28 protein-coding genes are annotated in these 26,026 nt (G+C 42.8%); 20 read left to right on the top strand and 8 right to left on the bottom strand.

Annotated elements, in window-relative coordinates:
• Positions 1 to 6: 6 nt before the first annotated feature.
• Positions 7 to 1,221 carry a DEAD/DEAH box helicase gene (locus B0I27_RS15720; protein ID WP_245925530.1) on the bottom strand — a complete coding sequence of 405 codons (1,215 nt, stop codon included), beginning with the start codon at positions 1,219 to 1,221 and terminating at the stop codon, positions 7 to 9.
• Positions 1,222 to 1,327: 106 nt separating this feature from the next.
• Here B0I27_RS15720 and B0I27_RS15715 point away from each other — a divergent pair, with 106 nt between their 5' ends.
• Complete coding sequence (locus B0I27_RS15715) at positions 1,328 to 1,963, top strand: hypothetical protein (RefSeq protein WP_146133145.1); 636 nt, start codon at positions 1,328 to 1,330, stop codon at positions 1,961 to 1,963.
• A gap of 29 nt (positions 1,964 to 1,992) precedes the next feature.
• Here the strand turns inward: B0I27_RS15715 and B0I27_RS15710 are convergent, their stop codons facing one another.
• The gene (locus B0I27_RS15710; protein ID WP_146133144.1) at positions 1,993 to 2,433 is read right to left on the bottom strand and encodes a hypothetical protein; all 441 of its coding nucleotides are present in this window, start codon (positions 2,431 to 2,433) and stop codon (positions 1,993 to 1,995) included.
• Between the two features lie 106 nt (positions 2,434 to 2,539).
• On the opposite strand from B0I27_RS15710, the gene B0I27_RS15705 reads away from it, so the two are divergent.
• Positions 2,540 to 2,947 carry a hypothetical protein gene (locus B0I27_RS15705; RefSeq protein ID WP_106295090.1) on the top strand — a complete coding sequence of 136 codons (408 nt, stop codon included), beginning with the start codon at positions 2,540 to 2,542 and terminating at the stop codon, positions 2,945 to 2,947.
• Between the two features lie 13 nt (positions 2,948 to 2,960).
• Here B0I27_RS15705 and B0I27_RS15700 read toward each other — a convergent pair whose 3' ends face one another.
• The 3 genes from B0I27_RS15700 to B0I27_RS15690 all read right to left on the bottom strand — a co-directional run bounded on the left by B0I27_RS15700 (position 2,961) and on the right by B0I27_RS15690 (position 5,662).
• Positions 2,961 to 3,572: a YceI family protein gene (locus B0I27_RS15700; RefSeq protein ID WP_146133143.1), complete on the bottom strand. Its 612-nt coding sequence runs from the start codon at positions 3,570 to 3,572 to the stop codon at positions 2,961 to 2,963.
• 103 nt (positions 3,573 to 3,675) lie between these two features.
• A complete protein-coding gene (locus tag B0I27_RS15695) occupies positions 3,676 to 5,025 on the bottom strand; it encodes a hypothetical protein (protein ID WP_106295085.1) in 1,350 nt (449 codons plus the stop codon).
• Between the two features lie 37 nt (positions 5,026 to 5,062).
• A complete protein-coding gene (locus B0I27_RS15690; protein WP_106295084.1) occupies positions 5,063 to 5,662 on the bottom strand; it encodes a YceI family protein in 600 nt (199 codons plus the stop codon).
• 305 nt (positions 5,663 to 5,967) lie between these two features.
• Between B0I27_RS15690 and pta the strand changes: the two genes are divergently transcribed.
• From pta to B0I27_RS15670, 4 genes are all read left to right on the top strand, one after another.
• Positions 5,968 to 8,061, top strand: a complete 2,094-nt coding sequence (pta, locus tag B0I27_RS15685) for a phosphate acetyltransferase (RefSeq protein WP_106295082.1) — start codon at positions 5,968 to 5,970, stop codon at positions 8,059 to 8,061.
• 15 nt (positions 8,062 to 8,076) lie between these two features.
• Positions 8,077 to 9,276 carry an acetate/propionate family kinase gene (locus tag B0I27_RS15680; RefSeq protein WP_106295080.1) on the top strand — a complete coding sequence of 400 codons (1,200 nt, stop codon included), beginning with the start codon at positions 8,077 to 8,079 and terminating at the stop codon, positions 9,274 to 9,276.
• Positions 9,277 to 9,408: 132 nt separating this feature from the next.
• Positions 9,409 to 10,422: a sensor histidine kinase gene (locus B0I27_RS15675; protein ID WP_106295078.1), complete on the top strand. Its 1,014-nt coding sequence runs from the start codon at positions 9,409 to 9,411 to the stop codon at positions 10,420 to 10,422.
• Positions 10,423 to 10,424: 2 nt separating this feature from the next.
• Positions 10,425 to 11,138 carry a LytR/AlgR family response regulator transcription factor gene (locus B0I27_RS15670; protein WP_106295076.1) on the top strand — a complete coding sequence of 238 codons (714 nt, stop codon included), beginning with the start codon at positions 10,425 to 10,427 and terminating at the stop codon, positions 11,136 to 11,138.
• On the opposite strand, the gene B0I27_RS15665 is transcribed toward B0I27_RS15670, so the two are convergent.
• From B0I27_RS15665 to metK, 3 genes are all read right to left on the bottom strand, one after another.
• Positions 11,135 to 11,866 carry a lysophospholipid acyltransferase family protein gene (locus B0I27_RS15665; protein ID WP_106295074.1) on the bottom strand — a complete coding sequence of 244 codons (732 nt, stop codon included), beginning with the start codon at positions 11,864 to 11,866 and terminating at the stop codon, positions 11,135 to 11,137. The genes B0I27_RS15670 and B0I27_RS15665 overlap by 4 nt on opposite strands.
• A 4-nt stretch (positions 11,867 to 11,870) precedes the next feature.
• Positions 11,871 to 12,431 (bottom strand): NUDIX domain-containing protein, encoded by a 561-nt coding sequence (locus B0I27_RS15660; RefSeq protein WP_106295072.1) that lies wholly within the window; start codon positions 12,429 to 12,431, stop codon positions 11,871 to 11,873.
• Between the two features lie 64 nt (positions 12,432 to 12,495).
• A complete protein-coding gene (metK, locus tag B0I27_RS15655; RefSeq protein WP_106295070.1) occupies positions 12,496 to 13,749 on the bottom strand; it encodes a methionine adenosyltransferase in 1,254 nt (417 codons plus the stop codon).
• A 216-nt stretch (positions 13,750 to 13,965) separates the two neighbouring features.
• Here metK and B0I27_RS15650 point away from each other — a divergent pair, with 216 nt between their 5' ends.
• From B0I27_RS15650 to nuoF, 14 genes are all read left to right on the top strand, one after another.
• Entirely contained in the window at positions 13,966 to 14,838 is an 873-nt protein-coding gene (locus B0I27_RS15650; protein ID WP_106295151.1) for a diacylglycerol/lipid kinase family protein, read from the top strand.
• 5 nt (positions 14,839 to 14,843) lie between these two features.
• Complete coding sequence (locus B0I27_RS15645; protein WP_106295068.1) at positions 14,844 to 15,185, top strand: translation initiation factor; 342 nt, start codon at positions 14,844 to 14,846, stop codon at positions 15,183 to 15,185.
• A gap of 282 nt (positions 15,186 to 15,467) precedes the next feature.
• Positions 15,468 to 16,283, top strand: a complete 816-nt coding sequence (locus tag B0I27_RS15640) for a MotA/TolQ/ExbB proton channel family protein (protein WP_106295066.1) — start codon at positions 15,468 to 15,470, stop codon at positions 16,281 to 16,283.
• A gap of 92 nt (positions 16,284 to 16,375) precedes the next feature.
• The gene (locus tag B0I27_RS15635) at positions 16,376 to 16,996 is read left to right on the top strand and encodes an ExbD/TolR family protein (RefSeq protein ID WP_106295064.1); all 621 of its coding nucleotides are present in this window, start codon (positions 16,376 to 16,378) and stop codon (positions 16,994 to 16,996) included.
• A 27-nt stretch (positions 16,997 to 17,023) separates the two neighbouring features.
• Positions 17,024 to 17,569 (top strand): ExbD/TolR family protein, encoded by a 546-nt coding sequence (locus tag B0I27_RS15630; protein WP_106295062.1) that lies wholly within the window; start codon positions 17,024 to 17,026, stop codon positions 17,567 to 17,569.
• Between the two features lie 39 nt (positions 17,570 to 17,608).
• Positions 17,609 to 18,439 carry an energy transducer TonB gene (locus tag B0I27_RS15625; protein ID WP_106295060.1) on the top strand — a complete coding sequence of 277 codons (831 nt, stop codon included), beginning with the start codon at positions 17,609 to 17,611 and terminating at the stop codon, positions 18,437 to 18,439.
• Between the two features lie 220 nt (positions 18,440 to 18,659).
• Positions 18,660 to 19,556 (top strand): PstS family phosphate ABC transporter substrate-binding protein, encoded by an 897-nt coding sequence (locus B0I27_RS15615; protein ID WP_106295056.1) that lies wholly within the window; start codon positions 18,660 to 18,662, stop codon positions 19,554 to 19,556.
• An 18-nt stretch (positions 19,557 to 19,574) separates the two neighbouring features.
• Entirely contained in the window at positions 19,575 to 21,236 is a 1,662-nt protein-coding gene (locus B0I27_RS15610; protein ID WP_106295054.1) for a tetratricopeptide repeat protein, read from the top strand.
• Between the two features lie 140 nt (positions 21,237 to 21,376).
• The gene (locus B0I27_RS15605) at positions 21,377 to 21,751 is read left to right on the top strand and encodes an NADH-quinone oxidoreductase subunit A (protein WP_106295052.1); all 375 of its coding nucleotides are present in this window, start codon (positions 21,377 to 21,379) and stop codon (positions 21,749 to 21,751) included.
• A gap of 109 nt (positions 21,752 to 21,860) precedes the next feature.
• Entirely contained in the window at positions 21,861 to 22,403 is a 543-nt protein-coding gene (locus B0I27_RS15600; protein WP_106295149.1) for an NADH-quinone oxidoreductase subunit B, read from the top strand.
• Complete coding sequence (locus tag B0I27_RS15595) at positions 22,403 to 22,900, top strand: NADH-quinone oxidoreductase subunit C (protein ID WP_106295050.1); 498 nt, start codon at positions 22,403 to 22,405, stop codon at positions 22,898 to 22,900. Before B0I27_RS15600 ends, B0I27_RS15595 begins: the two co-directional genes overlap by 1 nt.
• A 2-nt stretch (positions 22,901 to 22,902) precedes the next feature.
• Complete coding sequence (locus B0I27_RS15590; RefSeq protein WP_106295048.1) at positions 22,903 to 24,111, top strand: NADH-quinone oxidoreductase subunit D; 1,209 nt, start codon at positions 22,903 to 22,905, stop codon at positions 24,109 to 24,111.
• Positions 24,104 to 24,640, top strand: coding sequence for an NADH-quinone oxidoreductase subunit NuoE family protein (locus B0I27_RS15585; RefSeq protein ID WP_106295046.1), 537 nt, complete (start codon positions 24,104 to 24,106; stop codon positions 24,638 to 24,640). Before B0I27_RS15590 ends, B0I27_RS15585 begins: the two co-directional genes overlap by 8 nt.
• A 3-nt stretch (positions 24,641 to 24,643) precedes the next feature.
• Positions 24,644 to 26,011: an NADH-quinone oxidoreductase subunit NuoF gene (gene nuoF, locus B0I27_RS15580; RefSeq protein ID WP_106295044.1), complete on the top strand. Its 1,368-nt coding sequence runs from the start codon at positions 24,644 to 24,646 to the stop codon at positions 26,009 to 26,011.
• The last annotated feature ends 15 nt before the right edge of the window (positions 26,012 to 26,026 follow it).

Raw genomic sequence — 26,026 nt, 5'->3', positions numbered from 1 at the left:
GAGAGATTAGGCGGAACTTTCCTTCGGACGCTTAACGAATTTTTTCTTTTTCTTGGTTTTGAGTCCCGGGCTAGCGGCCTTAAAAACAGGTTCTTCGCCAATTTCGGGAGGGAGAGGTGTATGAGGAATCGGCCTGCCGATCAGTGCTTCGATATTGCTGAGCTTACGCACATCTTTCTCGTTCACAAACGTGATGGCAGTTCCGGTAGTCTCAGCGCGTGCAGTTCTTCCTACGCGGTGAATATAGTCTTCGGCATCACCCGGGACGTCAAAGTTTAAAACAAGGCTGATGCCTTCAACATCAATTCCCCGGGAAATGACGTCTGTTCCAATCAGTACCCTTAACTTTCTGTTTCTGAAAGACAGCATGATTTCTTCACGTTCTGACTGATCAAGGTCTGAATGAAATGGCTTTGCCTGTATATGTATAGCCTTTAAGGATTTGTAAAGTGCTTTTACTTTATCTTTGGTAGATGCGAAAATGATTACGCTCTGGTATTCATTTTTCTGAAGCAGCAAGGTGATCAATGGGATCTTCTGGCTATCGGCAACCTTATAAATCTGTTGGTCGATGCCAGCTGCCGGCTGTGAAACAGCCATTGTCACTTGTTCAGGTTTGTTGAGAATAGATGTGGCGAGCTTTCTGATCTTCGGCGGCATGGTCGCGGAGAACATGACCGTCTGTCTATTTTTTGGGAGAAAGCTGATGATGCGCATGATATCATCCAGAAAGCCCATATCCATCATCCGGTCTGCTTCGTCGAGGATCAGACATTCCAGATGTTCTGCCTTAAACGTTCCGGAATTGAGATGGGCAATCAACCTGCCCGGTGTGGCAATGACGATATCCACACCGTCTTTTAAGGCGCGCTGCTGCTGGCCGTACACGATGCCGTCGCCTCCGCCATAGACTGCTACGGAGCTGATGCCTGTGAAATATCCGAGTCCTTCAACCTGCTGGTCAATCTGTTGGGCCAGCTCACGTGTTGGTGCAAGGATGAGCGTATGGGTATGTTTTTTATCAGTTTTAGATATGCTGTTTAAAACAGGGAGCAAATACGATGCGGTTTTTCCGGTACCTGTCTGGGCGCAGGCAATCAGGTCTTTCCCTTGAAGAATTAAGGGTATTGTTTGCTGCTGAATGGGAGTGGGTTCTTTATAACCCATGCTTAGAATGCCATCAAGTAGCTGCTCTTCGAAATTAAAATCCTGGAAAGTCAATATATGTTGTATTATTCATTGCCAAGTTAGATATAATTTTCAACAATTTATACTTTGATAAGTACGGGAGAAAGCGGTAACTTGAGCTCTTAAACGCATGTTCGAGATGAAACACTATTTAATAGGCCTGGCCATGCTTGCGCTTCTGTACACGTCCTGCTCGAGTTCTTCACAGAATAAGGAGGAGGATGCAACTCTTAAAGAGCTTGTGACGCTGAAAAGAGATATAGACAATATGATGTCTGACAGTACGCTTCAGGTACTGGTAAAGGTTAAAGGGAAACGTGAGCTTCAGGTAGTAAAGGACAGGGGATATCCAAGAAATATTGAGACGACGTATAATCTGCTTCGGGATACTACGGGAAGAGTGTTGTTTATATCTGAAATGCCGTATAATGCCACCAGTGAGTGGTTTATCGCTTACAAAAGCTATTTCGATGCAGATGGTAGGTTATTTGCGTTTCAAAGGCAGAATAATTTCCTGAACAACGGTTGTACGCATGGTGCCGCGATGGAGAACAGCATCGGCTATTATAATGAGGAATTTTTGCTCATTGATTCCGTATATACTATAACGGATACCTATAAAAAGCCCCTGGATAAAAAGGTTTGTAAGTTTCCTTATAATTTTAAGTACACAATCATTAAAACCTTAAATGAGTATATAGCAGCAAAAAACATAACACTTGCTTCGCTTGATGAGTCCAGCGGTGTTTCTATTGCAGAGGGCGCAGAAAGATAGCCATTGATGGTTGCTAAGATTTAGCTGGATTATCCGGTCATGCTGCTTTCCCAGCGTGACTGTTTGATCTGAGCCTCGGTGATCAGGTACAGATCCGCTTTTATTTCATCCAGGGTCGTTTGCAGTGCCATAACATCTTGTTGTATGGACTCATGCTGAACAGTGAGGTAGTTTTCACTTAAATCCATCAGTTCTTCAATTGTCGCTTTCAGATTGGCCTGGTGACAGAATATTTTGCTTAGGACGGTATTCTTCTTACGGTCCAGAGAATTGATCGAACAGTTGATTAATTGAATTTTATTGATCCTGTCATCATTAAGTTCGACCATGAAAAATTTCAGCATCAGTTTGTTTAGAAACTTAATTTCATCCTCGAAAAAATCGATATATGATAGCCAGTTTCTTGATGAGAGATAAAGTCCTTGAATGTTGGAACCTGTCCCTGCCAGTGATGTTGTTTCCGCTTTCATAATATTGATATTAAATAATGATAAGTATAAAAATGAGGTTATTTTTGCCGGGTAAAAATGACACAAGTCATTTAACTTGCTGATATAGAGAATAAATAAAAATGCAATGAAAAGAGTCGTTTTGAACGGATTAGTCATCGGAATTATCTTATTCATAATTAGCTACGGAGGGCTATTTCTATCGATCAGATTCTTTCCGGAATTGTTTTTGGATTATAATAACCCATTATTTAATTCAGACGGTAGTCGTGATGTTCTGTTTTACTTACACGCCTTTATTATCAGTATGGCCTTGTCATGGTTTTGGGACAGATTCAAGGGCCTGTTTAAAGGGAACTTCGTTTTAAGGGGAATTGAGTTCGGCTTTGTATATGGGCTGGTTGCACTAGTGCCAGTCATGTGGATTACCTTCAGTGCGATGGACATTACCGTTATAATGGTAGCCAGCTGGTTTATTTATGGCTTACTTCAGGCAACGGTTGCCGGAATTGTATTGGCGAAGATTAATCCCTAGGTGTACAGGCGTGTTAGCTAAGAGGCTTAAGCGTAAGCTTGAACTCGACGCTCAGTTTATTATCTGTCTGTATCATTCCACCTAGCTTCCTGGGTGGAGTAAGTCCGAAATCAGAAAAATTAACATCCCGCTCACCCAAGAGCTGAATGTTCCGCTGGTTATCCAGCTTGAATGTGTAGTCGACGAGAAAGCGTTTTACCTTACCGGCGAGCTCGATATCAACCGTTCCTTTTATTTTACTTTCTCTGGAACTAAGGTTGGGAAATTTCTCCAGACTGATAAAGATGATCTTCAGTTGGGGAAACTCTTTTGCTTTTAGTGTTTTACGAAGGTCGGCTGTCATGACGGCATGGTGGCAGTCGAAAAGCTTCACATTAAGACCAATTCTGCCTCTGAGCGGCAAAAGACCTTCTTGCATCTGACCTCTATATAATAATATGGTATCGGGAGTACTGTAACCGCTTATATCGCAGTTAAAAGTATTGATGTTTGTGGTGCCTTTCACTCTCAAAGACCCGCCATTCATTACTACCCAACGCGTTGGTGCCGGTGAGGACTTGTGAAGCGAGAAGCTAGACAGCAGGAATGTCAAGAGGGCGAATGAATATATAACCAGGCATTTCATGTGTTATGTCTTGGGGCTGATGAGTCCGGAACAACGCAATAATAAAAAATAAAAGTCAGGTTGAAGGCTCAACCTGACTTTACTAGTTCAAAAGAACCGTTTATTAGAATCCTACTACAGCCTGAATCACGTAGCCATTGAACTTGCCACCGTTTCTATAGTCTGTTACTGCAAAATCTTTATATTTCTGGTTTACGTATTCGCCTTTTAAAAGTACGTTTCTTGTAAGGAACCAGCCTGCTGCGAATGATGCACGGTCGATCTTAATATCTTCCGGACTTCCTGCCAACTCAGCTGTTACTGTATTGTAACGTGCGCCGATGAAAACGTTCTCTTTTTGTCCGAATCTGTACACACCCTCGATTGCAAATTGTTTAGCATCTCTTGAGTCTGCTTCTGATTTAGTTCTTCCTTTTGCAATTTCGTAAGTTCCGAAAATCTCCAGACCGTAAGTTTTAACAAATCCATTGAATTGGAAAGCGTCAATTTTCTTTGTGAAGCCTGGGTTGAAACGTCCTGAGAAAGCTGCAGAAGCGTAAGTTGGTGCAGGATTGATAGGTGCACCGGCAACTGTCGCAATCTGCTCCATTACCATAAAGTAATTAGATCCGGTACGGTCGCCACCATATAAAGTGTTACCATTATTACCTGCACTATTATTATGGTAGTAAGATCCAGCTACACGGATGCGTACATTTTCGTCAACTTGTGCATCGTATCCGATTTTTCCATAGATAGAAGGAGATTTGCGGAGGTTATCGTCTACGATGTTGCCTTGTGCATCTCTTCCTACAGTGACACTGTCAATATTTCCTTTGATTAATCCGTTAGATACACCCAGCATTCCGAATGCATTGCCCTGACGTACATAAACCTCTCCACCAATCTCGGTTGCAAATGCGTCCATGATATAGTTTTCAACAAATGGGTTTTGAAGTGTTTGCCCACCATCTGATCTGCGGAAGTGCTGATCGCCATAGTTGATTTCAGTATGACCGATCTTGATCGTTGTGACTTTCATGATATCATCCCAGATCTTTCCGTTAAAAGGAAGCTTGTCAAACTGGATATAACCACCCTTTACCCAGGTTTCATTGTGGTGGCGGGAAGATAAATAACTAGTCAGGTTCAGGCGGATACCATCGGCTAACTGCACGTCCATGAAGAGATTTGCATTAGCGGTGTTAAAGCCCGGGCTCATTTTGTACAGGTTATTGGCAGTGTTCTCATGCTTTAAGCCTTGGAAAGACTGAGTAAAGCCTGCTCCGAACTTCACTTTTAAGCCGTCGAACTCAGTTAATGTATCTTTAGGTGCTTCAAATACATTGATGCCGCTTTGATCATAAGACCTCATGTTGGTCCAGTTCCTGTCTTGTGCATTTACAAGTGCAGGGCTTATCAGGATTGCCGCCAGCGCTGCTTTTTTCGCAATTGATAGTAAATCAGTTTTCATTTTATTGGTGTTTTATTTGTGTATGATCTATTGATGATTACTTTTTAAGTTTCAGAGTGTAGGTGACGTTAATCTCATCGGCTACTTTCAACGCGCCAAGCATGAAGCTAGGGGGCTGTATGCCGTACTCGCTCATTTTGATTTTTCTAGAGCCGTTGATTGAAAGGGATCCGTCTGCATTTTCTACAGCTTTTCCTTGAACAGCAATCTCTTTCGTAACGCCCGCTATAGTTAATGAACCACTGCCTTTTACTATGTCTCCGCTTACAGTGGCAGAGTTCAGTTTGAAGGCGATTGTAGGGAACTTGTCAGCTTTCATTGCTTTGTGAGCTCTGGAGTTTAACAGGTCTTCTTTACCTTTAAGATTTTTTACCGCTGTGCTGAAGTTCAAGGTTTTTACATCAGTCAGGTTCTTCCCTGCCAGAGCGACCTGAGCGTCACCAGACATAGTAGTGGTTTTCATGTTCCAGTCGTGGATGTTTGACGTTCCGTCTACTTTAATTTCTGATCCCGGAGCGATCTTGTATGTTTGTGCAATGCTGCTCTGTGTAAAAGCTACTGTGCTGAAAGCAAAAGTCAGAAGAACGAAAGTCTTCTGAAGATTTTTAGTGAAATGTGTGATTGTTGCCGTTTTCATTTTTTTATTTTTAAGGTGTTGTAACTCTTGTTGTATGGTACAAATGTAGAGGTATCAAAGGGGCGGGGGAATGACGTTTGTTATGAACAAAAGTGACGTTAAACATTAAATGTTGAAACAGATGATAGTTTTTTAACCAAGGGCTGCGAAGATATCGTTTAACTTATATAAACAAGAGTCAGTTATTATTGTAATACAAAAGTTATTCTCGGGGAGAAAGGTATCAGCCTTGTAATAAAGTGACCGCTGTCATTCCAAGTTGCTGGAGATAACCCTACTTTCGTGCATTATTTCAAAAACAGATCATGACCAAAAATATTTTTATTGCGACAGCAGAGCCCTACAGTGGGAAATCCATCGTTGCACTAGGACTTGTAAATATGCTCCTGGGAAAGACGCAGCGGGTGGGTTATTTCAAGCCGATTGTTAATTTCCATCCGCTCGAAGAAAAGGATATTCACGTCCGGACGATAATAGAACATTTCGGGTTGCCTATCAATTATGAAGATACCTATGCGGTGACCAGACAAGAAGCGATGCGTCAGATTGAAGGGGACAGCCAGGGGCAGATGATGGATCTGGTAATCAGCAAGTTTAAAAAGATCGAAGCGAATTACGATTTCACAGTAATAGAAGGAAGCGATTTTATAGGTGAAGGAGCAGCGTTTGAGTTTGAGGCCAATATTTCAATAGCAAAGAATTTAGGAGCACCGGTTATCATCGTAGTATCCGGAGAAAATAAAACCACGGCACAGGTTATTAACTCCGCTCATACGATGTTGAGAAATTTCGAAGCCCGCGAAATGCAGGTTCTTGCAATTGTGGCTAATCGGGTTAAACCTGATCAGGTAGACGATGTGCAGGATTTGCTTAAAGTCCAGCTTCCCGAAGGATCAATCCTGGCGGTTATTCCCGAGGATAAGGGGCTACAAAGTCCTTCAATGAAAGAGATTTTCGAAAACCTGGGTGGAAAGCTTCTTTTTGGAGAAGATCAGCTGACAAACCAGGTTGATAATTTCGTAACCGGAGCGATGAACGTGCCTAACTTTCTGAATCATATTAAGGAGAACGTGCTGATCGTAACCCCAGGGGATCGCGGTGATATCATTATTGGCGCGCTCCAGGCAAATCTTTCTACTAATTATCCGAAGATTGCAGGTGTGGTGCTGACTGCGGGATCAGAACCTGAAGAGCCTATTATCCGATTGTTAGAGGGTTCACAAACCGTCTTTCCGATCATTGCAGTGAAAACCGGGACATTCCAGACGATTACACAGATTGACTCGATCAAACCGAAGATTACAACAGATAACGCAAAAAAGATTCAACTGGCAATTGATACTTTTAGCAAGTACATGGATATGCAGTCATTGGATGAGAAGATCATCACCTTTACCCCCGAAGGCATCACGCCGCATATGTTCCAATATCAACTGGGTCAGTGGGCTAAGAAGGAGATTAAAAATATCGTATTGCCGGAGGGCCATGATGACCGGATACTAAAGGCCGCAAGCCGGTTAATAAACCAGGAGATCGTTGAACTGACTATCCTGGGAGATATCGATGTTATTGCTGCGTCTGTTAAGAGATTGGGACTGGATCTTGACCTCGGCAAGGTTCGTATCATCAATCCGGCGAAATCTGAGTTTTACGAAGAGTACGTAGAGACGCTTTATGAATTAAGAAAGAATAAGAATGTCACCCTCGAGATGGCAAGGGATCTTATGACAGATGTTTCCTATTTTGGAACTATGATGGTTTACAAAGGACATGCGGACGGAATGGTTTCCGGTGCCGTTCACACTACTCAGCATACTATCAGACCTGCCTTACAGTTTGTAAAAACAAAGCCTGGAATTTCGGTCGTATCGTCTGTGTTCTTCATGTGTCTTCCTGACCGGGTTTCGGTATTTGGGGATTGTGCAGTAAACCCGAACCCTAGTGCGGAGCAACTGGCTGAGATTGCTATATCTTCAGCAGAAAGCAGTATTCGTTTCGGTATTGAGCCTCGTATTGCTATGCTGTCTTACTCGTCGGGAACTTCCGGAGAAGGTGAAGACGTAGAGAAAGTGCGTAGAGCTACCGAAATCGTTAAAACGAAGCGTCCGGACCTTAAGGTGGAAGGACCTATTCAATATGATGCGGCAGTAGACCCGGTTGTAGGTAAGCAAAAGCTTCCAAATTCAGAGGTTGCAGGCCAGGCCAGCGTGCTTATCTTCCCGGATTTAAATACCGGTAATAATACTTACAAAGCGGTTCAGCGTGAGACAGGTGCCCTTGCTATCGGTCCTATGCTTCAGGGATTGAATAAACCGGTTAACGACCTAAGTCGCGGATGTACGGTAGATGATATTTTTAACACCGTGATCATTACTGCGATCCAAAGTCAACAGAGCTAAAATTAATAGAAAAGCATGAATATTTTTGTAGTAAACTGCGGAAGCAGCTCAATAAAATACCAGTTGTTTAAGTGGCCGTCTGAAAGTCCAATCTGCTCCGGACTGGTGGAACGTATCGGCCTGGAGGAATCGATCATTACGCATAAAGTGTTTGTTAACGATCAAGAACAGGTGATTAAACGCGTATTGGAATTGCCGGATCATGATGCGGGGATGAAGGAAGTAGGTATGTTGCTTACAGAGCCCGGAATCGGGGTTATCCAGAATCCAGAAGAGATCGAAGTTGTGGGGCACCGGATCGTTCACGGGGGCGAGTCTTTCGTGGAAACCTGCAAGGTAACTCCTGATGTTAAGGAGGAGATCAAACGCCTGGCCATTTTAGCGCCCTTGCATAACCCGGGTCACTATGTCGGTATTAACGTAGCAGAGCATATCTTCAGTAAGGCAACTCATGTGGTTGTATTTGATACTGCTTTCCACTCAACGATGCCTGAAAAAGCTTTCCGCTATGCTATTCCAGAGAATTTTTACAAAGATTACGGTGTGCGTGTTTATGGTTTTCATGGAACGAGTCATAAGTATGTGAGTGAAGAGGCTATTGCGCACCTGAACAAGCCTGACGCTAAGCTGATCACTATTCATTTAGGTAATGGTTGCAGCATGGCAGCAGTAGACGGTGGCAAGTGTATCGATACCAGTATGGGCTTGGGACCTCTGGACGGTTTGATCATGGGTACTCGCAGCGGAAATATTGATCCATCTGTGATCTTTTACCTGGTTAATCAATTGGGATATGACATCGCCCAGGTGGATACATTGCTCAATAAGCGCAGTGGTATGCTTGGGTTGACGGGTTTCAGCGACATGAGGGATATCCTGAAGGCGATTGACGCTGGCGATAAAAATGCCAAACTTGCGTATGATATGTATGCCTATCGCATTAAGAAATATATCGGATCGTACGCTGCCGCGATGAACGGCCTGGATGCAATTATTTTTACTGCTGGCGTCGGTGAGAATGATCCCGACCTCCGCGAGATGGTATGTTGTGATATGGAGTTTCTAGGCATCACGTTTAACGCAGAAGAAAATAAGATCCGTGCAAAGGGCCTAAGAGAACTTAATCTTCCGGATTCCAGGGTTAAAGTGCTGGTAGTACCTACGAACGAGGAGCTGGAAATCGCCAAACAGTGCTTTGAGCTGATCCAGAATTAATTAAAATCATAAAATGGAGAGAGGCGTTTCGAAAGGGACAGCCTCTTCTTTTTTGGTGGTGGTTGGCAGATAAATATCGACGGTTTGTCTAATGTGTCTTAAAATGCAACATCTTTCAGGTATTTTAGGACGATGAATAATTTGCAAAGAGCTTGTCTGCATGCATTGCTTTGGGCTCTTATATTAATTCTGTTTGTTTATATCAGCAGCCGCGGTGGAAATCTCGCGAGCTCTGTGGTGATATTTTTTTATTTCGGCCTGATCAATATCGCTGTCTTTTATATTAATTACCTCTATATACTGCCTAGCTATTTAAATAGCCGAAGGTACCTGGGTTGTGCTGTGAGTATTCTTCTTCTAATAGCATCGTCTGCAGTAGTTAAGTATGCAGTTGCGTCCTTCTTCAGGGAAATTGTGCTGGTCCGGGGGCCGAACAGGGATTATTATGTTAGCTTTTGGGAGTATGTCGTCATCGCTCTAATCACCGGAGCATTTTTTGTTTTTATCAGTACAGCCCTTAAGTTTGCTGGGGACTGGTTTCAAAATGAGAAGGTGAGAAAGAATTTGGAGAATGAGAAGCTCACCGCGGAGCTTGCCTTTCTGAAATCGCAGATAAATCCTCATTTTCTTTTTAATTCACTCAATAATATTTATTCCCTCGCTTATCAGCGTTCAGAAAAGACACCTGCTGCTATTCTTAAGCTCTCGGAGATTATGAGGTATATGCTGCAGGATAGTAATGAGCCGACGGTGCCATTGGAACGCGAAATGCGTTATTTACAAAATTATATTGAGCTACAGAAACTGCGCTTCAAAGATGGCGCGTTTGTTAACTTTAGTTATTCCGGCGTGAACGAGGATATGCAAATTATTCCGCTAATCCTGATTGCATTTGTGGAGAACTGTTTCAAACACGGTATCGTGACAGAAGAGGCTAGTCCGCTTGATATTAAATTGCAGGTTCAGGCAAGCAAGATGACGTTTGAAGTAAGAAACAAGAAGAACCTCCAGAATAAAGATGTTCTTGGAGGTATAGGATTGAGCAATGTGAAACGACGTCTTGAGTTAGCTTATGCAGGAAGATATGAGCTGACCATAGAAAACGGACGGCTTATCTACTATTGTAAATTAATTTTACATTTATAACCATGATACGATGTTTAGTTGTAGATGATGAACCACTGGCTTTAGACATCCTTGTAGACTATATTGAAAAAGTATCTAGTCTGGAGTTGATTAAAGCGACCACTAGTGCATTCGAAGCCCTGGCTATTGCGCAAACAGGAGAAGTGGATCTGATTTTTCTGGATGTACAGATGCCGGAACTTACGGGAATTCAGTTATTGAAGATCATAAAAGGAAAATGCCGGGTGATTCTAACTACGGCCTATCCACAATATGCACTGGAGGGTTATGATCTGGATGTGGCTGATTATCTGTTGAAGCCAATAGCTTTCGACCGGTTTTATAAGGCGGTATCAAAAGTTCAGCAGCAAATACAGGAGAAACCCGTTATAATTCCCGAAAAGGCAAGTTCGGGCGTTCAGGATTTTATTTTTGTTAAAACAGAGCACCGGATTCAGAAGATTTACATCAACGACATCCTGTATATAGAAGGGCTCAAGGATTATATATCGATTTTTACACCCCAGGAGCGGATCATCACCCTGCAGTATATGAAAAAGATGGAAGAAGCACTGCCGTCGGATATATTCGTCAGGGTTCACAAGTCTTATATCGTCGCCATCCCCAAGATAGAAAGCATTGAGAGAGGCCGCATTCAGATTGGGGACAAAATCATACCGATAGGAGACACCTACAGGGAAGGATTTTTTAATAAGATACAGGACAGAAATATTTAGACGATATGGTTTCTGATTGCTGTTTCGGCATCTTTTAGTATTTCTTCGGGCGAAAACCCCTCTGTCTCTAACGGCTTGAGAATGGTGATCTTCATGTGCTCACCAAAGCTCAGCGGGTATCTGCCGAAGCGGGTGATTTTCCAGGAGTTTTCTATGGCTACGGGAACAACCAGGACCTCAGGGACTTTTTTGATAAGGGTTGTAGCTCCGCCGGGGATGAATGTCTTCATGACTCCATCGCCTGACCGGGTTCCTTCAGGGAATATGGCTGCGGACCATACGTTTTCCCTCATTCTCTTTGCGAGCTTTAATATTTCGGAAATCGACTGTTTTGGGTCTTTCCTGTCAATGTTGGCGGCACCTCCATGCTTCAGGTTGAAGGAGACACTTGGGATACCCCTGGTCAGTTCTATCTTCGAGACAAATTTAGCATGATACCGGCGAAGGAACCAGATCATCGCAGGCACGTCGAACATGCTCTGATGGTTGGCAACGAAGATGATTGATCTGCCCTCGGGTAGCTTGTAAGGGTTGATAAAGCTAACGCGGCATCCGATCAGATAGTAGGTGCTGACCAGGAAGAAGTTCAGCACGTCAACTGATCTTTTATGTGCAGAATATCCGCCGACTTTGAGAGACAGCCATTGTATTGGATGGAATATCAGTAGAAAGAGAAGAAATGCAAGATAGTGGATGGGACTGAAAATATAACCTAAAAGCCTTTTCATTATGCTATAGTTGGTTTTCTAATAACAGAATCTTTAATCTCAGTATGGCAGCTATGCTCATAGAATCAGTAATCTGATTGTTGATGACCATTTGATACGCGTCTTCAAAGGGGATCCTTTTTAACTGGAGTTCTTCCGTTTCTTCCGGTTCCGCCTGGCCCATGCTCAGGTTTCTGGCCAGATAGATAATGCCGAGTTCATCAGACACGGAGTTTGAAAGGTGTATGTGCTGAAGTTCCGTCCAGCTTTCTGCTGTGAGCCCGGTTTCTTCCATAAGCTCTCTCTGTGCCGATTCGAGAGGTGAGAGGTGGAGGGGCCCTCCTCCTTCGGGAAGTTCCCAGCTGTATTGATTGATTGGAAATCTATATTGACCGACCAGCCAGATGTGTTGTTGCTCATCGAGGGCAATAATAGCCAGAGCGTAATTCTGAAAATGGACTTTGCCGTATATGCCTTTTCCGCCAGACGGATTAATAACATTGAACTCAGTTACGTTGATCCAGGGATTTGTATATATCTCCTTTTGCGATAAGATCTGCCAGGGATTCTTGTCCTCATTAATCATGCTGCAAAGTAATAAAAAAGCCTTCTGATTTGATGCAGAAGGCTTTCTTTATTTGAACATTGTTTTACAGTGCGAAGGCAGCTTTTACCTTCTCGAGGTAATCGAGTTTCTCCCATGTGAAAAGTTCCACTTCTATGGACTTCTTTTCACCATTAGCAGCTTCAAACACTTTCGTTATTGTTTCAGGGTTACGACCCATATGTCCGTAAGCAGCTGTTTCGGAATAAATTGGGTTTCTTAGCTTTAGGCGGGTTTCAATACCATAGGGAGTTAGATCAAAGATCTCCAGGATCTTTTCAGCTATTTCTCCATCGGTAAGACCTACATTAGCTGTGTTGTATGTGTTTACATACACGCCCATTGGGTCTTTCACACCTATTGCATAGGATACCTGCACAAGAATTTCACTGCAAACTCCGGCCGCAACGAGGTTTTTTGCGATGTGGCGCGTAGCGTAGGCAGCAGAGCGGTCAACTTTTGAAGGATCTTTCCCGGAGAAAGCGCCTCCACCGTGTGCTCCTTTGCCACCATAAGTATCGACAATGATCTTTCTTCCGGTTAATCCAGTATCCCCATGAGGGCCGCCTATAACAAATTTGCCGGTTGGGTTGATATGGTATTTGATTTCGTCATTGAACAGGCTCTGTGTCTCGGCAGGAAGCATTGACTTGATCCGGGGGATCAGTATGGAGATGATGTCTTCCCTGATCTTATTCTGCATTTCCACTTCCGAAGCAAAATCATCATGCTGGGTGGATACAACGATGGTATCGATGCGGACAGGCTTGTGATCGTCACTGTATTCAATAGTTACCTGTGATTTAGCGTCGGGACGGAGGTATGATATCTCCTTATTTTCCCTGCGCAATGCAGCAAGTTCAATCAGGATTTTGTGAGCCAGGTCTAAAGCAAGCGGCATATAGTTGGTCGTCTCGCTGGAAGCGTATCCAAACATCATTCCCTGATCTCCTGCTCCCTGCTGTTGTTTTTCCTGGCGGTCAACTCCCTGATTAATATCTGCTGACTGTTCATGGATGGCAGACAGAATTCCGCAGGAATTTGCCTCAAACATGTATTCAGATTTGGTATAGCCAATTTTCCGGATAACGTCGCGGGTGATTTTCTGCACGTCCAAATACGTATTTGATTTCACTTCTCCAGCAAGAATTACCTGCCCGGTTGTTACGAGCGTTTCGCAAGCAACCTTCGAATCAGCATCCCAAGCCAGAAAATTATCAATTAATGCATCTGATATTTGGTCAGCGACTTTGTCCGGGTGACCCTCAGACACTGACTCAGAGGTAAATAAATACGGCATATTTATAGTTTAAGATATAATGCTTAAGGAAGACGATCAGGCTAAGACCAGCAAGTGTAAAAGAAAGCATGAATTAGCAATTTTTTTACGTGGTTGCAATCTTATTCCGGAGGAACAAAGCAAATCAGTCCACTTAGCACTGCAAATTTAGAAGATTTTTTATATTATGAGAAATTAAAACCTAATTTAGCAACGAAAAGAACTACTTGTAACTTATTGAAAAAGAATATATTATTTATAATAAACCCTATATCGGGGGGTAAAAACAAGCGAGATTTCCCTTTAATGGCAAAAGCGCATCTGGATATGCGTAAGTATAATTCCGAATTCATTTACACGAATTATCCCAGGCATGCGTATGATCTGGCGCAAAAAGCAGTGAAGGAAAACATAGATGTAGTCGTAGCTGTTGGAGGAGACGGGACTATCAATGAGGTTGGCTCAGCGATTATGGGGACTGATACGAAGATGGGTATAGTCCCTTGCGGATCGGGAAACGGGCTGGCACGAGCGCTGGGTATTCCGTTGAGCTGGAAGAAAGCGGTAATGAGACTCAACGAATTTCGATCACGCCGCATTGATACCGGCATCTTAAATGAGTTTCGTTTTTTCAACATGGCGGGCCTTGGCTTCGATGCGCACATCAGTAATGAATTTGCCGCATTAAAAGGAAGAGGGCTAACCGGGTATGTAAAGAAGGCTTTCTCGGAGGTATTGAATTATAAACCCGGACAGTACACACTTGAGATTGACGGGAAAACACTGGAGAGGGAAGCGTTCATGATCAGTTTTGCAAATTCAAGTCAATATGGAAATGATGCGCATATCGCTCCGAAAGCACTGCTGGACGACGGAATACTTGATATATGTATCATTAAACCATTTCCTTTATATCTCTTTATCTCAATGGGTTTGAGAATGTTTGCAAAAACTTCTGAGCAATCTAAGTATGTTGAAATAATAAAAGGCGAATCTGTACGTATTGAATCTGTTACTAATTCATTGGTGCATATCGACGGTGAGGCCAAAATGATTGAAAAAGAAATTTGTATTTCTATTGACCCGTTATCTCTTTGTGTGCTATATTAGCTCTTATGTCTAAGAGAAGTAACATAAACGGAGTGGTTTTTTCCACGGATCCTGATTTCGAATACACATACGAAACGGATCAGGAAGAAGATACACTGCCTCCGTCTCAGCAGGACCTGCGTGTTCAGCTGGACAAGAAGCAGAGAGGAGGAAAGGCCGTTACTTTGATAACCGGTTTCAGAGGAACGGCGCAGGACCTTCAGGACTTAGGGAAAAAATTAAAGTCCAAATGCGGAGCGGGGGGCTCAGCGAAGAATGGGGAAATTATTGTGCAAGGAGATTTTAGAGAAAAGATCTTAGAATATTTAAAATCTGAAGGTTATAAAGTGAAAAAATCAGGGGGATGAGTCTAGAAGTCAAATTGTGAGCCAAATCAGGCGCCTTTTTATTTCAGATGTTTGCATTTCCAGAAAAAAATGGTTTTTATTGTATCCGATTATTAAGAAAGTTACCTGAAAAATGAGAGAGGAGTGAATAAGCTGATGAAAAGAATGTCTGAAAACGGCCTTATAAATGTAATTTAAATCACATTTTTATTAATTTCAAAATTCTATTTTTGTTATCGTATCATTGCAAATAAGTAGCAACTATTATATTAAATTAAAACTAAAAACTAAATTTCAAGAAGAATGGCAACCGCACCAAAACCAACAACTGCTAAGAAAGAAAGCACTGGTTCAAACCTTTTCGCAAGTTTGACCATCGTTATCTGTATTATTATTGGAGTACTAATCTGGAAGTTCGTAATGGGACATCCTGGTAATTTCGGCGAAGATGGACAACCACTACCGGGGAACTTTCCTGGGATGATCTATAAAGGCGGTGTTATTGTACCGTTATTATTCGGAATGCTTTTAATGGTAATCGTTTTTTCAATCGAGCGGTACATCGTAATCTCTAAAGCTGCCGGATCTGGAAGCGTTGAGGTTTTCGTAAGAAAAATTCAAACTTTATTATCTGCAGGAAACATTGAGTCAGCAATGGCTGAGTGTGACAAACAAAAAGGATCTGTAGCAAACGTGATTAAGTCAGGTTTGAAAAAATACAGAGAAGTTGAAGCAGATCAGGGTATCGATACTGAGCAGGCTTCATTAGCAATCCAGAAGGACATTGAAGAAGCTACCGCTTTGGAAATGCCAATGTTGGAGCAGAACCTGACAATTATCGCAACTTTGGTATCAGTAGGTACGCTGGTTGGTCTGTTAGGAACAGTAACAGGTATGATTAAATCGTTTGCGGCTCTTGCAACTGCAGGTGCGCCTGACCAGGCTGCGTTAGCAAACGGTATCTCTGAGGCATTGATTAACACGGCTACAGGTATCGCGGTATCTACTATTGCGATCATTATGTACAACATCTTTACCTCAAAAATTGATAAGCTGACTTATTCAATTGACGAAGCAGGCTTCTCGATTGTTCAGACTTACGCAAGTACCCACAAATAATATTGAAAAATAATTCCGGATCACTTATGGAATATCCGGAATTATTTCATCAATGAGATATACAGATAAAGGAATCAATTTAAAATATTACAATGCCTAGAGTAAAAGTACCTAGAAAGAGTACCGCTATTGACATGACGGCAATGTGTGATGTGGCTTCCTTGTTGTTAACATTCTTTATTTTAACAGCAACTGCCCGTCAACCAGAAGCGTTGACTGTAGATACGCCTACTTCGACGGTTAAGATCAAGCTTCCGGAATCAAATATTGCCACTATTACGGTAGGTCAGGGCAAGGTTTTCTTCGGAGTTCAGGGTCAGCCTATTCGCGAAAGGGTGTTACAGAAAATGTCAGAGCGCTATAAAGTTCCGTTTAGTGCGGAAGATATAAAGCGATTTTCTTTGATGGATAACTTCGGAGTTCCGATAAATCAGTTGAAGCAGGTTATCGATATGAAAGGTGCGGACCGAAATAAAGAAGGTTTGCAACCCGGCATCCCGGTAGATTCTGTAGCAGGTGCGGCTTCACAGCTTCACGAGTGGATTTATCAGGCTCGTGTTGCCACGAAGGAAATTAATGACGAATCTCTTCGGATTTCCATCAAAGGAGACGCTAAGGAAGAGTATCCGACAATTAAGAAGATAATTGATATTTTACAAAAACAAAAAGTTAATAAGTTTAGTCTGGTTACTTCCATGGAAGGTGCCGACTAATTATTACAGAAAACGTAGAATAATAAAATGGCAGAATTAAATAGTGACGGCGGCGGCGGTGGTAAAAAGGGTGGCAAGGTAAGAAGTAAGAAGCAGTCTACACGGGTGGATATGACCCCGATGGTGGATTTAATGTTCTTACTGATCACTTTCTTCATGCTAACGACTACGCTTGCAAAACCCCAGGCGATGGACCTGGCGATGCCAGACAAAGACGATAAGAACAAAGATGAGCAGTTAGATGTTGCGGACACGCGTACCATGACTGTCTTGCTTGGTAGTAAGAACAAAATCGAGTGGTTTGTTGGTCTTGCTGACAACCCGATATCGGCTCCTACTGTAGAGGATTATGGCAAGAATGGTATTCGTAAGGCGATCATCGAAAAATCCAAAGATATTAAGGCATCAACGGGGAAGGATATGATTGTTATCATCAAGCCCAGCGATAAGTCTAACTACAAAAACCTTGTAGATATCCTGGATGAGATGAAGATCACGAACATTAAACAGTACGCGATTGTTGACATCAATACACCGGAGATAGAATTGCTTAAACGCGATGGTGTTTACTAAAAGACTGATGGAAAACTCCATTGATGAAATAAGATAAAAATGGCAAAATTAGATATTTTTAACCGCGAGTGGATTGACGTTGTCTTCACTGGGAGGAACCAAGCTTATGGTGCTTACCAGTTACGTAAGAACAACGCTAAGACCACGAACAGAGCTTTGCTGTTTGGAAGTATCGTTTTTATACTGGGTATGAGCTCGCCTCTGATTGCCAAGTATATTAAGGGTATGGCTCCGGACGAGGATAGCAATAATATTATTCAAACTGAGGTGGTTCTAACTCCTCCTCCTCCGGTTGACGAGGCAGCTCCGCCACCTCCACCAGCTGCGGAACCTCCTAAGCCAAGGGTTGACCAGGTGCGTTTCCCGCCTCCGGTTGTTGTTCCTGCGGAAAAAGTTAGAGATGAAGAGCCGCCAACAGTAGAAGAGCTGAAGGTAGCTGACCCTGGTCAGAAGACTATCGCCGGAGATCCTAACGCAGACATCAGAATTGATGAGCCTGTAGGTGAGGCGCCTCCAACCAAGGCAGCGGTTGTTGAAGACAACGCAGTTTATGATTTCTCGAGCATTGAGCAGATGCCTGATTTCCCTGGAGGTATGCCTAAGTTTTATGCCTATGTTGGTAAAAACTATACCTATCCTGCTGCAGCAAGAGAGCAAGGCGTATCAGGTCGTTTGATCATGAGCTTTGTAGTGGAGAAAGATGGAAGTTTAACAGATATTAAGGTGTTAAGGGATTTAGGAATGGGTACAGGAGATGAGGCTATCAGGTTGCTTAAAAAGGCGCCAAAATGGAAGCCGGGTATCCAGAATGGTAGACCTGTTCGTGTTCAGTACACTTTACCGATCATGTTGAACCTGGAGGGACAATAGAAAATGTTTAAAAGACAAAATCAGCAAAAATCGCCCCAAAAGCGATTTTTGTTTATTTTAGGGTCAGTGATGTTTGTGTTCTACTTCGTGTTGGGCCTTGCAATCTTATTTTGGGAGGATATACCACTGGAGCTAACTAAAACTTACCGAATCGTTTTCGGTTCTTTTTTAATTATGTACTCATTTTTGAGGATGGTTAGATTAATCCAAACAAGACGTGATGAAGATTAGTATGAAGCAATCATTCACTGTTATTTTACTGAGTCTTGTTTTCCTTAGTTCATGTGAGAACAGTAAACAAACAGAGACTACGGGGAGTACCCGCTTGGTGGCAGACGAAAGCCTCATGCCGATTGTAGAAGATCAGGTGATTGTTTTTGAAAATATTTATAAGAATGCTGATATAGAGGCTGAGTATAAGCACGAAAAGGCAGTGATTAATGATCTTTTGACTGATAGTACAAAGATTGCGATTACATCCCGGATGCTGACACCGCGAGAGGTCGCTGTGATAGAGAAAAGGGATATGAAAGTCCGGGTTAACCGGTTTGCGGTAGACGCTGTGACGTTTGTATCCAATAAAAACTCGGCAGACACCGTTATCACTGTTCAGGAGATCATTGACATACTTAAGGGGGTGCCATCCGGACGTCAGCTGGTATTTGATAATCCCAACTCCAGTATCGTCAGATATCTGATGGAATTGGCTGAGATTAGCTCGCTTCCAGCAAAGGGAATCTATGCGTTGAACTCTAATGCAGAAGTAATTAAGTATGTACACAATAATTTAGGGTCAATTGGTGTTATAGGTTTTAACTGGATTAAGCAACCTACAGTAGAACTAGAACCGTTAGTTGCGGGATTGAAGATAATGGGTGTGAAAGGTCTGCCGGGGAAATCTGGTTCTGATAAATTTTATCGGCCTAGTCAGGATAACCTCGCTTTGGAAAATTATCCTTTGAGCCGTAACTTGTACATCATCAATTGCCAGGGTGGCGGAGGTTTAGGCCTCGGATTCGCTGCTTTTTTGGCGGGAGATGTAGGGCAACGGGTAATTTTAAAATCAGGACTATTGCCCGACAGTATGCCACCAAGAGAAATAATAATTAGAAAATAAACAGAGGACATATAAACTATGAATGTACTAAGAAGAGCAATACAAGCAAGCCTGTTGGTAGGAGTTGTGGGGACAACGGCTTTTGCACAGAGTCTGGGCGATGCGAAAAAGGCGATCGACGCTGAGAAGTTTCAAGAGGCTAAAACTATTCTTAAGAAACTGATTTCGTCTGATGCCGCCAAGGGAGAGAATTATTTCTATTTGGGAAATATATATTTGAGAGATGACTATGTTGATTCAGCAAAAGCCACTTATACTAAGGGTGTGTCTGCTGAAGCAGCTTACCCGTTGAACTATGTTGGTTTAGGTGCTGTTGATTTAGAAGCAAAAAATGCTTCCGGGGCAAAAGCGAACTTCGACAAAGCGATATCTTTAGCTAAGCGTAAAGACAACAGTCCATATCTTTATATTGGAAAGGCATACACCAATGCCGATCCAGCAGATTATACTGCCGCCATTGCCAGCTTAGAAAAGGCGAAAGAGATCAATGAGAAAGATGCAGAAGTATTTTTGGCTTTAGGTGACGCTTACCGGGGTTCAAAAAAGAATAGTGAGGCATTCGGAGCTTACCGTACTGCTTTTGATATGGATAAGACCCTGTTGAGGGCGGAAATAGAGCAAGGGATTCTGATTAAGCAGTCAAAGGCTTTCCAGGAGTCGGCTGACAAGTTTAAGAGTGTATTAGCGGTTAATGCTAATTATGCACCAGCATACAGGGAATTGGCTGAGACCTATTATTTGTGGGCAAAAGCAGAGCCTCAACAATATGATGCACGTATCAAAGAAGCGTTAGGATATTACACCAAGTATCTTGATTTAACTGACCGTTCATTGGAATCAAGAATGCGTTATGCAGATTTCCTCGTTTTGTCGGGAGAATATAAAGCTCTTGAGGCTGAAGCACAGGAGATGGCTAAACAAGACAAGGCTAATCCGCGTATTTACCGTTACTTAGGCTATTCACTTTATGAGAATGGTAACTTTGCAGGTAGCGTTCAGGCGTTGAAGGACTTTATGAGTAAAGTTGATCCTAAGCGTGTGATTGCGCAGGATTATTTATACCTCGGTCAGGCGCAACTTAAAGCAGGTGATTCTACAGGCGTGGTAAGCTTGGCGAAGGCTGTCGAGATAGACTCAGCATATGCTGAACCTATCAGCGAGTTGGCTAAAGCACAGTTTGGGGAAAGGAAATATGCGCTGTCTGCAGATCTATATGAGTTGGCTGTTAAGAATGCAGCTTCTAAGACTTATTTGTTTGACTACTTCTACCTGGGTATGGCTAACTATTTTGATTATGCTACCAAGACTCCAGAAGTTCAGAAAGCTAGCCGCCAAGATCTTGTAAAAGCGGACTCTGCATTCAGTTTAGTATCTCAGAAATCTCCGAGTACTGCTGATGCCTATCTGTACCGTGCGAGAACCAACAGATTGTTGGACGATGATTCAAATCCGAAAGGACTGATGGTTCCTCACTTTGAAAAGTACATAGAAGTGATTGCCGCTAAGCCTGACGGTCTTGCTGATGCAAGAAACAAAAAGAATCTGGTTGAGGCCTACAATAATCTGGGTGCTTATTATATCAGAACAGATCAGGCCAAGGCAAAGGATTTGTTTAACAAGGCTATTGCACTTGATCCGGCTAACGAATATGCATTGAGTGTTTTAAAGACGCTTAAATAGCTATATCTGTTGTATCTAAATGAAGAAGGCCTGTTTTTTGCAGGCCTTCTTCATTTGGTCTTTACCGCCTGATAAGCGGGTTTATCTTTTATTCTGTACATATGACTGTTTTTTTCTAAGTTTGCGACAAATTCTATATCATGGATGTTCACAGCGCCCCAGTAGACTACGTTCCTATTCTATTTCAAATGTTTGTAGCTCTCGGCTTCGTTGCGTTAACGATGTCGATTACGCACCTCATTGGTCCGAAGAGAAAGACTGCCGACAAACTGAGCCCTTTCGAGTCGGGTATTGAAGTCATAGGAAATGCCAGAGCCCCTTTTTCAATTAAGTATTTCATGGTAGCGATACTGTTTGTGCTTTTTGATATTGAGGTAATCTTTATGTATCCATGGGCAGTAAATTTCCGTGAATTCGGAGTTCAGGGACTGATTGAGATGTTCATATTCATGGGTACTCTTCTTTTAGGATTTATCTATGTGATAAAGAAGAAAGCACTGGAATGGGATAAGTAGAATGGTTCTAAATAACTTAGGTGTTATAACATAGCAATACTTAATTAGTAACTTTGAGGCTCATTTCATATGCATTGAAATGAGCCTTTTTACTTCAAAAAGAGACGAGATGAGTGATATAAAATTAGCTGAAGCGCCTCCGGGCATTGAAGGGTCTGGCTTTTTTGCAACATCTTTTGACAAAGTAGTCGGCCTGGCCCGAGCTAACTCGCTATGGCCACTTCCATTTGCTACATCATGCTGTGGAATTGAGTTTATGGCCACCATGGGTGCACATTATGACTTGGCTAGATTTGGGTCAGAGCGACCTTCATTTTCGCCTCGTCAGGCTGATATGTTGCTCGTTATGGGAACGATTGCAAAGAAAATGGCACCTGTCCTGCGGCAGGTATATATACAGATGGCTGAGCCGCGTTGGGTGATCGCTGTTGGCGCTTGTGCTACCAGTGGTGGTATATTTGACAGCTACTCCGTGCTCCAGGGAATAGATGAGGTAATTCCGGTTGACGTATATGTCCCCGGTTGTCCTCCAAGACCTGAAGCCATTTTGAGTGGTGTGCTTCGTCTTCAGGATTTGGTGCGAAACGAGCCGATGAGGAGGAGAAATTCTGATGAGTATAAGGAACTGTTAAATAAATACGGAATTCAGTAATGGGAAAGATTAGTAATCAGGAATTAATACAGAAGATATCTTCAAGGTTTGCCGATCGCGTATTTGCTTTCAGCGAGCCAACAGGGCTGCTGACCTTCGAAACTTCGAAAGAGGAGATTATCGAGGTGTTGACTTTCCTGAAAAATGATCTTGATTTTAATTTTCTTACTGATATTACAGGGATACATTATCCTGAACAGGAGTTGCCTATCGGGGTGATCTATCATCTACATAGCTTCCGTCAAAATGTTCGTGTCAGGATCAAGGTATTTCTTGAAGAGCAACAGCCAACTATACCTACAGCCTTCAATCTTTGGAGAGGTGCAGACTGGATGGAGAGAGAAACGTATGATTTCTTTGGTGTTCAGTTTGAAGGGCATCCGGATCTTAGGCGTATTCTTAATATGGATGACATGGTAGCGTTCCCTATGCGGAAGGAATTTCCGCTTGAGGACCCAAACCGTGTCGATAAAAAGGACTTTTTCTTCGGAAGATAATTATGAACGAACCGGCTATCATAAAAAATTTAGATCGCAAAGAGACAACTACACTTAATCTTGGACCAACCCATCCTTCGACGCATGGTGTGTTTCAAAATGTTCTGGAGATGGACGGTGAGCGTATTGTTAGTGGCGTATCTACCATCGGATATATACACAGGGCATTTGAAAAGATTGCCGAACACAGGCCCTTTTATCAAATCACTCCGTTAACGGATCGTATGAACTATTGTTCGTCTCCAATAAATAATATGGGGTGGCACATGACGGTTGAGAAGATGCTCGGTATTCAAACTCCTAAACGCGTAGACTACATGCGCGTTATCATTATGGAGCTGGCCAGGATCTCAGATCACCTTGTATGTAACGGCATTCTCGGTGTGGATACGGGGGCTTATTCGGGCTTCCTTTACCTCATGGAAAAGAGAGAGCATATTTATGAGATCTATGAAGAGATCTGCGGAGCGCGTCTGACTACTAATATCGGGAGGGTTGGAGGATTTGAACGTGACTTCAACGATATCGCTTTCGCTAAGATCAAGAAGTTCGTTAAGGACTATGTTCCGGTACTTAAGGAGTTTGAAGACTTGTTTACAAGGAGCCGGATTTTTATGGACAGAACCATAGGGGTTGCTGCTGTGGATGCCCAGACTGCCCTTGACTATAGCTGGACCGGACCAATTTTACGTGCTTGTGGTGTCGATTATGATGTTAGGGCAAATGAGCCGTATTCTTCATACGAGGACTTCGACTTTGATATTCCAGTAGGTACCACAGGCGATGTTTATGATCGCTATATGGTTCGTAATGAAGAGATGTATCAGAGTATACGTATTATAGAGCAGGCACTGGACAAGATTGAGAAGGAGCCTAAAGGGGTCTTCCATGCAGATGTTCCGGATATTTATCTTCCGCCAAAGGAGGAGGTTTATAACAATATGGAAGCCCTGATCTATCATTTCAAGATTGTAATGGGTGAAGTCGACAGTCCGAAGACCGAGGTTTACCATTGTGTCGAGGGAGGAAACGGAGAGCTCGGTTTTTATCTTGTAAATGACGGAGGACGCACTCCTTACAGATTACATTTTAGGAGACCTAGTTTTATAAACTACCAGATGTATGCTCACATGAGTAGTGGAATGCTTCTTTCGGATGCGATAATTAATTTAAGTAGTTTAAATGTAATTGCAGGAGAATTAGATGCTTAAGATTTCCAAAACAGACGAAATTATTTTCACTCCTGAGCTTATTGCTAAGTTCAACGAGATTTTATTAAGATATCCTGAAGACAAGCAGAAATCTGCGTTGCTTCCTGTGCTTCATCTTGTTCAGGCAGAATATGGCTGGGTGAGTACGCCTTTAATGGATAAAGTCGCAGATTTTCTGAATCTGAAGCCTATAGAGGTCTATGAAGTTGCTTCTTTTTACACCATGTTTTTTCTTAAGCCTCAGGGAAAGTATGTCCTTGAAGTATGCCGTACCGGGCCTTGCTGCCTGGTAGGTGCCGAAAAGATTATGACGCATATTGAAGCGAAGCTGAACGTGAAGGAAGGGGAGATAACACCTGATGGCTTATTCAGCTGGAGAGGCGTCGAATGTCTCGCTGCCTGCGGAATGGGGCCAGTGCTTCAGATCGGTCCGGATTACACGTTCTATGAGAATTTAACCGCCGACACGGTGGATGACCTGATAGATCGCTTACGTCTAACAACAGTTGAAAAAGCTCAAATTATTTAATATATGGGGCGGAAATTATTACTCGAAAATATAAACGTTCCCGGAATCAACACTTTTGAAGTGTATCGTCAGCATGGTGGTTACCGTGCTGTGGAGAAGGCTTTAAAAACCATGTCCACAGACGATGTTGTTGAAGAAGTGAAGAAATCTGGACTTAGAGGAAGGGGTGGTGCCGGTTTTCCAACCGGTATGAAGTGGAGCTTTTTGGCCAAGCCTGAAGGAAAACCACGGTATCTGGTTTGTAACGGAGATGAGTCGGAGCCGGGTACATTCAAGGACCGCTTTTTAATGACTCACATTCCTCATTTACTTATTGAGGGAATGATTGTATCCAGCTATGCATTGGGTGCAAAAACTTCCTATATATATGTCCGGGGTGAGATGATGCCTCAGATCCGGATTTTGGAGAGAGCTATTGCTGAAGCGAAGAATGCTGGTTTCCTTGGAAAGAACATCTTAGGGTCAGGCTATGATCTTGAATTATATGTTCAGCCGGGAGGAGGTGCGTATATTTGCGGAGAAGAAACTGCTTTAATCGAATCATTAGAGGGTAAAAGAGGAAATCCTAGGATTAAGCCACCTTTCCCTGCAATATCAGGCCTTTATAACTGTCCGACGGTTGTAAACAACGTGGAATCGATCGCGGCTGTCGTGCCGATTATCAATGATGGCGCTGATGAATATGCGAAGGTAGGTATTGGACGCAGTACAGGAACAAAGCTCATATCGGCATCTGGAAATCTAAACAAGCCGGGCGTCTATGAAATCGAACTTGGGATTCCGGTTGAAGAATTTATCTATTCCGACGAATATTGCGGTGGTATAGCGAATGGCAAGCGTCTTAAGGCGGTGGTAGCAGGAGGGTCTTCCGTTCCAATACTCCCGGCAAACCTGATTTTGAAGACAGCAACTGGAGAAAGCAGGCTGATGTCTTATGAATCTCTTGCTGAAGGCGGTTTTGCTACTGGCAGCATGATGGGATCCGGCGGATTCGTGGCTTTTGATGAAGATCAGTGTATCGTGAGAAATACATGGAACTTTTCAAGATTTTATCATCACGAGAGCTGCGGTCAGTGTTCACCTTGCAGAGAAGGTACCGGCTGGATGGAAAAAGTTCTTCATCGCTTAGAGTACGGTCATGGTAAGATGAGCGATCTTGATCTTCTGGTTGATGTAGCGAAAAAGATAGAAGGAAATACAATTTGTCCGTTAGGAGATGCGGCTGCATGGCCAGTGGCCAGTGCTATCCGCCACTTTAGAGACGAATTTGAATGGCATGTATCTCATCCTGCTGAAGCAATAGAAAGAAATTACGGCCTGGCACGGTACGCAGATCCTTTGCCAAAGGCTGAAACAGTTGCTGCTAATTAATTAATGGTCCTTTAA

Source organism: Arcticibacter pallidicorallinus (assembly GCF_003002875.1).
GTDB lineage: Bacteria > Bacteroidota > Bacteroidia > Sphingobacteriales > Sphingobacteriaceae > Arcticibacter > Arcticibacter pallidicorallinus.
This window is presented reverse-complemented; position numbering and strand designations above follow the sequence as displayed.